Source organism: Deltaproteobacteria bacterium PRO3 (assembly GCA_030263375.1).
In the GTDB taxonomy this organism is placed as follows: domain Bacteria; phylum UBA10199; class UBA10199; order DSSB01; family DSSB01; genus DSSB01.
Genome location: SZOV01000113.1, coordinates 1 through 8,736, shown reverse-complemented (window position 1 = coordinate 8,736; position 8,736 = coordinate 1). Strand labels below are relative to the sequence as shown.

At 70.5% G+C, this 8,736-nt stretch carries 3 protein-coding genes; 2 read left to right on the top strand and 1 reads right to left on the bottom strand.

The window, feature by feature from the left end:
* Positions 1-15 precede the first annotated feature (15 nt).
* Positions 16-1,245 (bottom strand): primosomal protein N', encoded by a 1,230-nt coding sequence (gene priA / locus FBR05_13385; GenBank protein MDL1873172.1) that lies wholly within the window; start codon positions 1,243-1,245, stop codon positions 16-18.
* 35 nt (positions 1,246-1,280) lie between these two features.
* On the opposite strand from priA, the gene FBR05_13380 reads away from it, so the two are divergent.
* Together FBR05_13380 and FBR05_13375 are read left to right on the top strand one after the other, a co-directional pair.
* On the top strand, positions 1,281-2,519 hold the full coding sequence (locus FBR05_13380) for a hypothetical protein (GenBank protein MDL1873171.1): 1,239 nt from the start codon (positions 1,281-1,283) through the stop codon (positions 2,517-2,519).
* Between the two features lie 62 nt (positions 2,520-2,581).
* Positions 2,582-4,477 (top strand): hypothetical protein, encoded by a 1,896-nt coding sequence (locus tag FBR05_13375; GenBank protein ID MDL1873170.1) that lies wholly within the window; start codon positions 2,582-2,584, stop codon positions 4,475-4,477.
* Positions 4,478-8,736: the final 4,259 nt, after the last annotated feature.

The following is an 8,736-nucleotide window of genomic DNA, read 5'->3' as shown; positions in this document are numbered from 1 at the left end:
ATGACGGAGGCGGGGTTAGGGTGCGGGCGGCTCCGGCGGCTCGGGGATGTCGTCCTCGGGGGCAGCCTTGTGTGCCGGTGCTGCGTCTTTCGGCGCGGGCTCGGCCTCCTGCGGCAGCTTGGTGGTCCACGGAACGGCTGCAGCCAGAACCTTGCCGAAGGCGCTGTCGAGTGCGGCTACGGCCGACGGCGCGTCGCGGGCCGCGAGCGGCGCGGTCAGCAGGGTCTCGGGGTCGGCGGGGTGGGTCTTGAGGTCGACCAAATGGATGCGGGGCAACTGTCCCGCCGTCGCGCGGTCGGGGAGCTTGAGCAGGCGGTACTTGCCGCGGCTCGCGTTCTCGAGGGTCTCCACCGAGGGCGTCGCCGAGCCGAGGACGACGGGGATCCCCTCTTCCTTGGCCCGTACGACGGCCAGGTCGCGGGCGTGGTAGCGGAAGCGCTCCTCCTGCTTGTAGCTCGCGTCGTGCTCCTCGTCGACGACCAAAATGCCTAAGTCGGGAAAGGGCAGGCAGAGCGCCGAGCGCGTCCCCACTACCACCCGCAGCCTCCCCTCCTTCACCCCCCACCACACTTGCAGGCGCTGGGCCTCGGTCATCCCCGAGTGATAGGCCGCGACCCCCTCGCCGAAGCGCGCGGCGAAGCGGCCCAGGGTCTGCGGGGTGAGGGCGATCTCGGGTACCAGAATCAGCGCGGCGCGGCCGCGGCGGAGGACCTCCTCGCAGAGCCGCAGGTAGACCTCGGTCTTGCCGCTGCCGGTGATGCCGTGCAGGAGGTAGGCGTGAAAACCCTCGCAACGCTCCAAGACCTCTGCGATCGCGACCTGCTGGGCCTCGGTCAGCTCCGGCGGCTCCCCGCCCGCGAAACCCTCGACCGGTGGCCGCTGCCGGGCCCGCTCGCCCTTGGCGGCGCCCTCCTTAAAGAGGGCCGGCGGCAGAAAGGTGCGCAGGACCTCGCCGGGCGGCGTCAGGTAGTGGCCCACCGCCCAGCGGAAGACGCGCAGCAGGGGCGGGCGCAGGGCGAAGTCCTCCGGCAGGACGTCCAGGATCTCTTTGAGCTCCGCGACGCCCTCGGGCACCGGCACGCCGAGCTCAGCCACGAGCCCCACCACCTTGCGGCGCCCCATCGGGGCGAGCACCAGGGCCCCGGGGGCGGGCGGCGCCATCCCCGGAGGCAACGCGTAGGTGAAGACCCGGCGCCGCGGCAGGGGCAGCCAGACCGAGAGGAGTTGGGCTTCGGATTTCTTCATGGCTTTTCGAAAAATTTGGCTTAAAGCATCCGGCGATGCCCCCGCCGTGGTTCGCCTCTCCCTGGTTTCAGGCCCTGGGCCACGCCTTCCCGCGCCTGGTCGCGGGGATCGCGCTGGCTGCGGCGCTGGTTTGGCTCTTTCCCACCCGGCGTCGCGAGCTACTGCTGGGTTTAAGCCTGGGCTTCTTCGGCCTCTTCCTCGGCGCGCCCCTCGTCCTCGGACAACTGGCCTTCACCGCAATCTGGTACGGCCTGCTCCGTTGGGCCGACCATGCCTGCGGAGCTCGAGGGAAAAAGGCCGTCGCCCTGGGCATCATCGCGGCCTTCGTCGCCGGCTACTTCGCCCTCATGAACGCCGGGCGCTTCGGCCTCGCCGCGCCGAGCGTCCAGGCCTTAGGAATCGCCTATCTCTTCTGGCGCGTCCTCCATGTCAACGTCGATTGGCGGCGCGGCACCTTGCGCCTGGGATCCTTGACGGATTTTCTGCTCTACCTCTTCTACTTCCCGACGATGAAGGGCGGGCCGATCCAGCGCTACCAGGATTTTTTCGCCACGGAGTTCTTTCAAAAAACCGCCTGGCGGCCCCGCTTCAGCCTCGGGATGTCGCTGCGAATCTGCGGCGGCCTGGCCAAGCTGTGGGCCTGCTACTTTTGGATCCGCCTCGACTACGACGCGCTCTGGCCGCAGACCACCGCCCTCCCTTACGCCGCGCTCCTCGAGATCCTCTATACGCGGGCGATCAGCTTTTACCTCATCGCCTCCGGCGCGAACGACCTCACGATCATGCTCTCGGAGGTCCTGCGCATCCGGCTGCCCGAGAACTACGACTATCCCTATTTCCAAAGAAACCTCGCGCACTTCTGGCGCAACTGGCACATGACGCTCACCGCCTGCCTGCGCGACTACGTCTACGAGCCCTTGGGCGGAAAGCGCAAGCACCAATACCGCAACTACGTCCTCACCTTCCTGGTCTGCGCCTTCTGGCACGTCACCTCGCCGGCCTTCCTGATCTGGGGGCTCTGGCACGGCCTGGGCCTCTGCGTCCTCCGGCTCTGGCAGGACTTTTGGAAACTGCGCGTCCCGGCCTTGGGCCCCGGCGGCGCCGGACTGCGGCGGATCCAGGCCTGGATGCAGGCGCGACCCATCTTGGCGAAGACCCTCTCCGGCCTGCTCACCTTTCACTTCGTCGCCCTGAGTTGGCTGCCCTTTTGGGGTGGACACCCGCAGGGCACCCGCGCCATATTCCGCCTCCTCGGCCTGCCTTGGTTTTGGTGACAACCTTTTTTTCCCTAAACCGAAACAAGGGCATACCTATTTCCTCTTAATGTGAGGTCCAATTGGTCGATGGCATTCGGGGGCCAAGCCAATTTGACGGCATTTTTTCACGCGGCGCTGCGGCTGACCGAGGCGCGTCTCTCCGTGCCACGGCCTTCCTGGCCCGCCTGCTCGGCGAGGCCGCGGGGATCCCGGAATGGGTCGAGAGTCCGCCGCGCGAGGAGCTTGCCCGCGCCTTCGCCGGCCTGGGCGTCCTCGCCCGTGGCCGCCTGCTGGCCCTGATCCCGGAATCCACCCTACAAGAGATCTTCGCCTTGGCCGAGGAACGCGATCCAGCCCAGCTCCTCGAGGCCCTCCTACACTTGGCCCGGGGTCTGGAAAATACCGATCGCCTCCCCGCCGCCACGGCGCTTTACGCCGGCCTGGCCGCGCTGCCCGATCCTTCCCCGGCGCGGACCGGCGCCCGCAGCCGCCTGGACGCGGTCTTGGGGCGCGGCGACGCCTGGACCCGCGCGGAATTCCTGCTCCGGCGATTGGCGGCGCACAGCACCGAGACCAGCTCCCTGGGCGGCATGGTCCTTGCCGGCATCGGCTACGCCCGCGCGCGCCTCGGCGCCGCCGCGTTGCTGGGCTCGGCCGCGGCGAATCCCCTGACGCGGAATCTGGGTGCGAGGCTCCTCTCGGGCACGGCGGGCCTGCTCCTCGAGGCGCCCGCCTTCGTCTTGGGCTCCAGGACTTTGCGCCGGATCACCGCGGAAACGGCGGCCTCTGAGCAGGGCCCCTGGACGCAGGAACTGCTGGGCGCCTATCTGAGCTTCGGCGCCATGCACCTGGTAGGAGGATTGGGAAGTCTCGCCCTCGGCGCCTGGGGACGCGGGGCCTTCGGCGAAGGCGCGCTGCGGGCGGTCTTGCCGTCCATAAGCCCTTTCGTCGGCCTCCTCTTGGGCCGCCGGCTCGAGGAGGAGCTGGGCCTGCGCGAAAGGCAGCCGCGGGCGACGACCTTCACCGACGCCCTCGCCACCCTGCTGCAGCTTCGGGTCGCCTCCCGGCTGCTCCCCGCGACGGCATCCCCGGAGGCTTTGACGCGCCGGACGCTTTTGGAGGCGGCGCCGAGCGGTCGGGAATCCCCGGGCCGCGTCAGGCCCGCCTTCGAGTGGCCCGGCCGACTCGCCCCGGCCTTGAATTCCGCCGGGGCCGGAATCCCGGCGAGCGGCCACGGCGGCCCTCCGCGTCGCGACCCGATGCGCGAGCATATCGTCTTCATGTCGTCGGATTCGGAAGGGCCCGGAGACGGTGCCCCCAGGCCCGGGCGTCCCGGGGCTAAAGTCATTTATTTGGACTCGGCTCGCGCGAGGCGCCAACGCGAAGACCCCACACCGCTTCGCATCGAGACGGAACTTTCCAACTCCGAGAACCTCTCCCGCCGCATGCTCGAGGCCGGCGACCCCGATCTCTGGATCGAATCCCTGCGTCACGCGATGGTCACTTGGCATCCGATCCAGTCGGTCCGCCAGTTCAACGCCGAGTTCTTTACGATCGAGTCCCGCCTGGGCCAGCAGCCCGCCTACGTGAGCGGGCTCCTGGGACACCTCGCCATCCGCGACGCGGCCGCCGCAAAAACTTTATTGGTGCTCTTGGACCTCGCCCCCGCGCATTCCTGGCTGCGGATGGATGCCGAGGTGCAGACGGCGATCCGGCGGCGCGCCGGGGAGGTCTTGTCGGAGGAGGAGTTGCAAGATACCGCGCACGTCCTCCATTCGCGCTTCGTGACCGCGACCGCCAGGCCCCATCCCGGCAACGCCTTCGCCCACCGGCGCGGCGAGGTGCTCTGGAGAGAGAGGTTGACGCGGGTCCCCGCGGTGTTCCTGCCGGCGCTGCGGGATGTCACCTTGGGCGACAAGCAATTTCTCTTCTTGACGCGCCACCTGGGGTTTCACGCCGAGAACTACCCCGAGTGAGACTCAGCGTCGGCGTCCGCCCATAGCGGCCGCGAGCCCCGTCTCCCGGCCCGCCGCGACCTCCCAATGGCCGTTGCGGAAACTCAACAGCACGCTCGAGGCGGCGGCCTCGGGTCCCGTCTCGAAATACACCCGGACATCCATGGCCCGCATCCGTTCCGCCGCCCGGCGCAGCGAGGCCTCGCCCGATCTGGACAGCGTGTCGTATTCGCCGTCCAGGATCCGCCGCACCTCGCGGATCGTCTCGCCGCGGTTCGTCGCGTGGGAAAGCCTTAAGACCAGCATGGCCTGCGGTTCGGCGGCGCCGTCGGTGAAGAGGTGCGTCGTCAGCTGCCGCGTTCCCTTGCGGATGGCCTCGGCCAAGCCGGCCTCGCCCCGTTCGCGGACGTTGACGGCCTTGACCTCGGCGGCCAAGAGCTGAACGGGGCGCCCCGAGGCGTCGAGCCGCTGCACGACCCATTCCGGCGTCGTCACCCGCGTCTCTCGGTCCTCCGGAAGCACGGTGAAGCGGAAGCGCTCGCCCGGGATGCGGCCCGCCTCGCGGACCTGGTCGCGCAGGGCCTCCACCTCGTGCCGCGCGGCCCCGTCGCCGGCCACCACCGCCTTGTAGACCAGGCCCACGAAGGCCCCGCCCAATTCCACGCCGCCGTTGCGGCCCATCAAGCCCGCGATGTTTTCGAGACAGGGCGTTAGCGTCCCCATGTCCTGCTCGCCGATCCGCATCAACTCGAAGGCGTTGTCGCCCAGGGCGCGCTCGACGAAGGGCTCGTAGCCCAGCAGCCCGCCGCCCGCGGCGGGTTCGGAGAATTCCAGGATATTGCCCAAGGCGCGGCGGAGGCGCGCCGCATTCGCGGTGCCGCTGCGGCCGTAGGAGACGAGGGTCTGCAGGCCCTGCAGCCAGCGCGTCGCCGAATTCGGCTCGCTCCAATAGCGCTGGTAGGACTCCCGCTCCCGCCCGTTCCGGGAAAAGGCCTCGACGTGGGCCAGGGCCGCCGTCCACATCCGGGTCAGGCCGTCGCGGTGCAAGGCCGCGAGCTCCGGCGACCAGGCCGCGCTCTCGTGGGTCAGGTATTCGACGAAGGTCTCTGGCAGGGCGCTGACCGGCTGGGAGGTCTCCAGCTGGTAGGCCAAGCGGACGACGGGCTGGTTGCGGGTGAGCCTCAGGAAATAGGAGCCGGATCGCGCGCCGGCCTGCGTGACCGTGAGACGTTGGACGCCCGACTCGAGGCCGCGGCGGGTCAGCGCGGCGAGCTCACGGCGGAGCCCCGCGCCGGAGGCGGCGGGGAGATTTTGGACCTGCAGGTAGGCGCCGCTCAGGCAATCCCGGCTCAGCGCCGCGAGCGTCGCCAAGACGCGCTCGGCGACCGCCGCGTCCGTGCCGCTCAGCTCGGCATTAACGCTGCGGCGCCCCTCGGTGCCGGGCAGGATCTCGATCCGCGACCGTCCTCCGATGACGATACGGAGCGGCCGAGCCGGATCGGCCCGGCCGATCGCCTCGCCCAAGGCCGCCTCAGGGATGCGCTCGGCGTGCAGGGCCAGGCCGTTCTCCGCCAGGGCGGCGACGACCTCTCCCTCCGCGTTGCGCAGGGTGAAGCGCCGGCCGCGCCGCGCGGCCTCTTGCACAAATTCCAACAGCTCCCCGGTCACGCGCTCGGCGGGCGCCAGGCGCAGATCGACGGCCGCGTCGTCCAAGAGGGCATTGGGCAGGGTTCGGAGTCGCGCCGCCGTCAGGCCCTCGAGGCGGGGCGCTTCCGCCGCACCGTCGATCACGACCCGCTCGCCCTCGCCCAAGCGGAGCTCCAGGCCCATGCCGTGCTCGCGGGCCGCCTGGACCAGGAGGTCCAGGTTGTCGGCGCCCTCCAAGGCCTCCAAGTGCAGGCGCAGCCGCCGCACCCGGCGGTCGGCCAACACCGCCACCTCCTCCAAGACCTCGAGGACCTGCGGGATCTGCGCCTCGCGCAGGGGCTCGCCCTCGCCGACGCGGAGCGGGGCCTCCGAAGCGGAACCTTCCGCGGGCCAATGCACGTCGGCAATCTCGCGGGCGAGGAAGCCGCTCTCGGCCGCCTCGACTAGGTCCGGGTTCTCCCACCAGCGCCCCGTGTCCGGCGCCGTCGGAAGCGGACCTTCGACGCCGCCGACACGTCCCTCCGAGACGCGGCCGCGCCGGACCGGGACGCCGAAGGCCCCAAGGCCCGTACCGGTGAACAGAAAGGCCATCCCTAGGGCGTGGCTGCGGAAGGCCTCGCGCCAGGCCTCCCAGGAGCCTTGCCAGTCCATGCTTCGCGGGGCCTCGCCCTCCGCGACCACCCGCAACCCCTCGCGCGGCGCAAGCGGCACCATGCTGCGGGCGGTATGCGCCCCCAGGCTGAGCAGGGCCCCGTCGACGGTGGCGCGGAACAGGCGCACGCCGTGCGGATCCCGCGAGACGGGCACCCCGGCCCAGGCGCCGGCCAGGTCCTCGCCGCGCACCATGCCCTCGTTGAAGGCCATGAAACGGCCCGCGCCCACGCCCAGCTCGAGGCCGCGTCCGGAGAGTCCCGCACCGCGCAGCAGCCCGGGCAGGACCGTCCCCGCACCCGCGGAGAAGAGCTCGCCGACGCCCAGCGAGAAGAAGGAGGTGATCAGCTGCAGGCGGGCCTGCTCGGCGGTCATCTGCGGCCGGCCCTCGGCCGCGCGGTACAGGCCGGTGAGCCCGAACTGGGTAGTGTTCAAGGTCGCGTACATCGCGCCGAAACGGGTCAGCCCGATCGCCATCCGCCCGCTGATCGTGGCGGCCTCCACGCCCAGCTCGAGGGCCAGGGCCCCGCCCGCCAGCTCGGCCGCGAGTCCCGCGGTGAACAGGGAGGCGACGACGATGACGCCGCCCTCGACGCTGAAGAGGTGGTCAACCAATTGGTTGGTGGCCTGCCAGTATGGCAGCGAGGCCCGCGTGCTGGCGACCTGATCGCGCAAAGTCAGGTTGCCGGCGGCGCGGTTATACAGCCCCGCCAAGACGTCGATGTCCGCCGTGCCGTGGAAGAATTCCCTCAACCCGCTCTCGAGGGAAGGCGGGGCGTAGCCCGGCTGGCCGCTGGCCTCGATCGTCTGCAAGAGCGAGGCGATGGCGGCGTCGCAACGGTGGTGGATGCCGTCCTCGCGGATCAGGACCCGCGCGACCGAGAGGCGGCGGGCGGCGCGGGCGTTGGGGTCGTCGATGGATTCGGTGTCGATCAGGTCGCTGATCGGGGAGCTCATCGAGACCAAGGTTCCATCCAAGGCCCGATATTCAAAAATCCGACCCATCTCGCGGTAGAAATTTTGCGCCGCGTCCTCATTGCCCGTGAGCTCGGGGAGCAGGCGGATCGCCTCCCGGGTGCCCGAGGCCCGGCCGGAGAGGATCAGGCCTTGGATCCGGGTCAGCGCGTCCCGCAGTTCGTCGCGCTGGCGGCGCAACTCCGTGGTGTCCTCGCCTTCCTCCGCCGCGGCGTGAATGCGCTGCTGGAAATTCCCCTCCGCCATCATGCTGAGCCACTGCAAGGTCGGAGCGCTGCGCTCCAAGACGCTCAGCCGACCCGGTCCTTCGTAGAGCCGGGCACCGAGTCGCTGGAACAGATCCGGCTCGTGGGGCCCGCGCGCGAGCTCGCGCCAGGCACGGGCGAGTTCGGGGCCATCGGCGCGGGCCGCGACCAAAGACCAATCCACGGCGCCGCTCTCGTCGGCGGGCACGTCGCTCGCCTCGACGACCGGGCGCCAGTCCCGCAGGGCCTCGTAGAGGCGGGGCGCGGCGGGGTCGTTGTCGACCAAGGCACGCATCAAGCGGCTGTAGAGGACCATCGTGCGGCGGCCGTGGCGGGCGCCAAGGCCGCTCAAGTCGTCCAGGACCTCGTGGAAGCGGGAGAGATTCGGCGCCGTCTCCGTCCCCGCGACGCGGCCCAAGGCGATGCGCTGGTAGCTCTCGCCCAGGCGCAACAGCCACAGCGCCCGGTCCTCGACGCTCAGCTCCGGCGCGGCGGCGCCCTCCCGGCAGACCGTCGCGGGTTCGGGCAGGTCGCGGCGGATCGCGTCCGCCGCCCGCTCGGCGGCGTCCCATTCCCCGATGCCGGAAAAGGCCTCGATCAAAAATGCCTGGAGGTTGCGACGTTGCTCCGCGTCGCTCACCCGCTCGGCTCGGGCGGCGACCAGGCGCAGGGCGGCGCTGAGCTCGACGCGCGCCGCCACGCGCTCGGCGCTGTCGCCGACCACGCCGCGCACGGCGTAAGAATCATGGAAGAGGCGCAGGC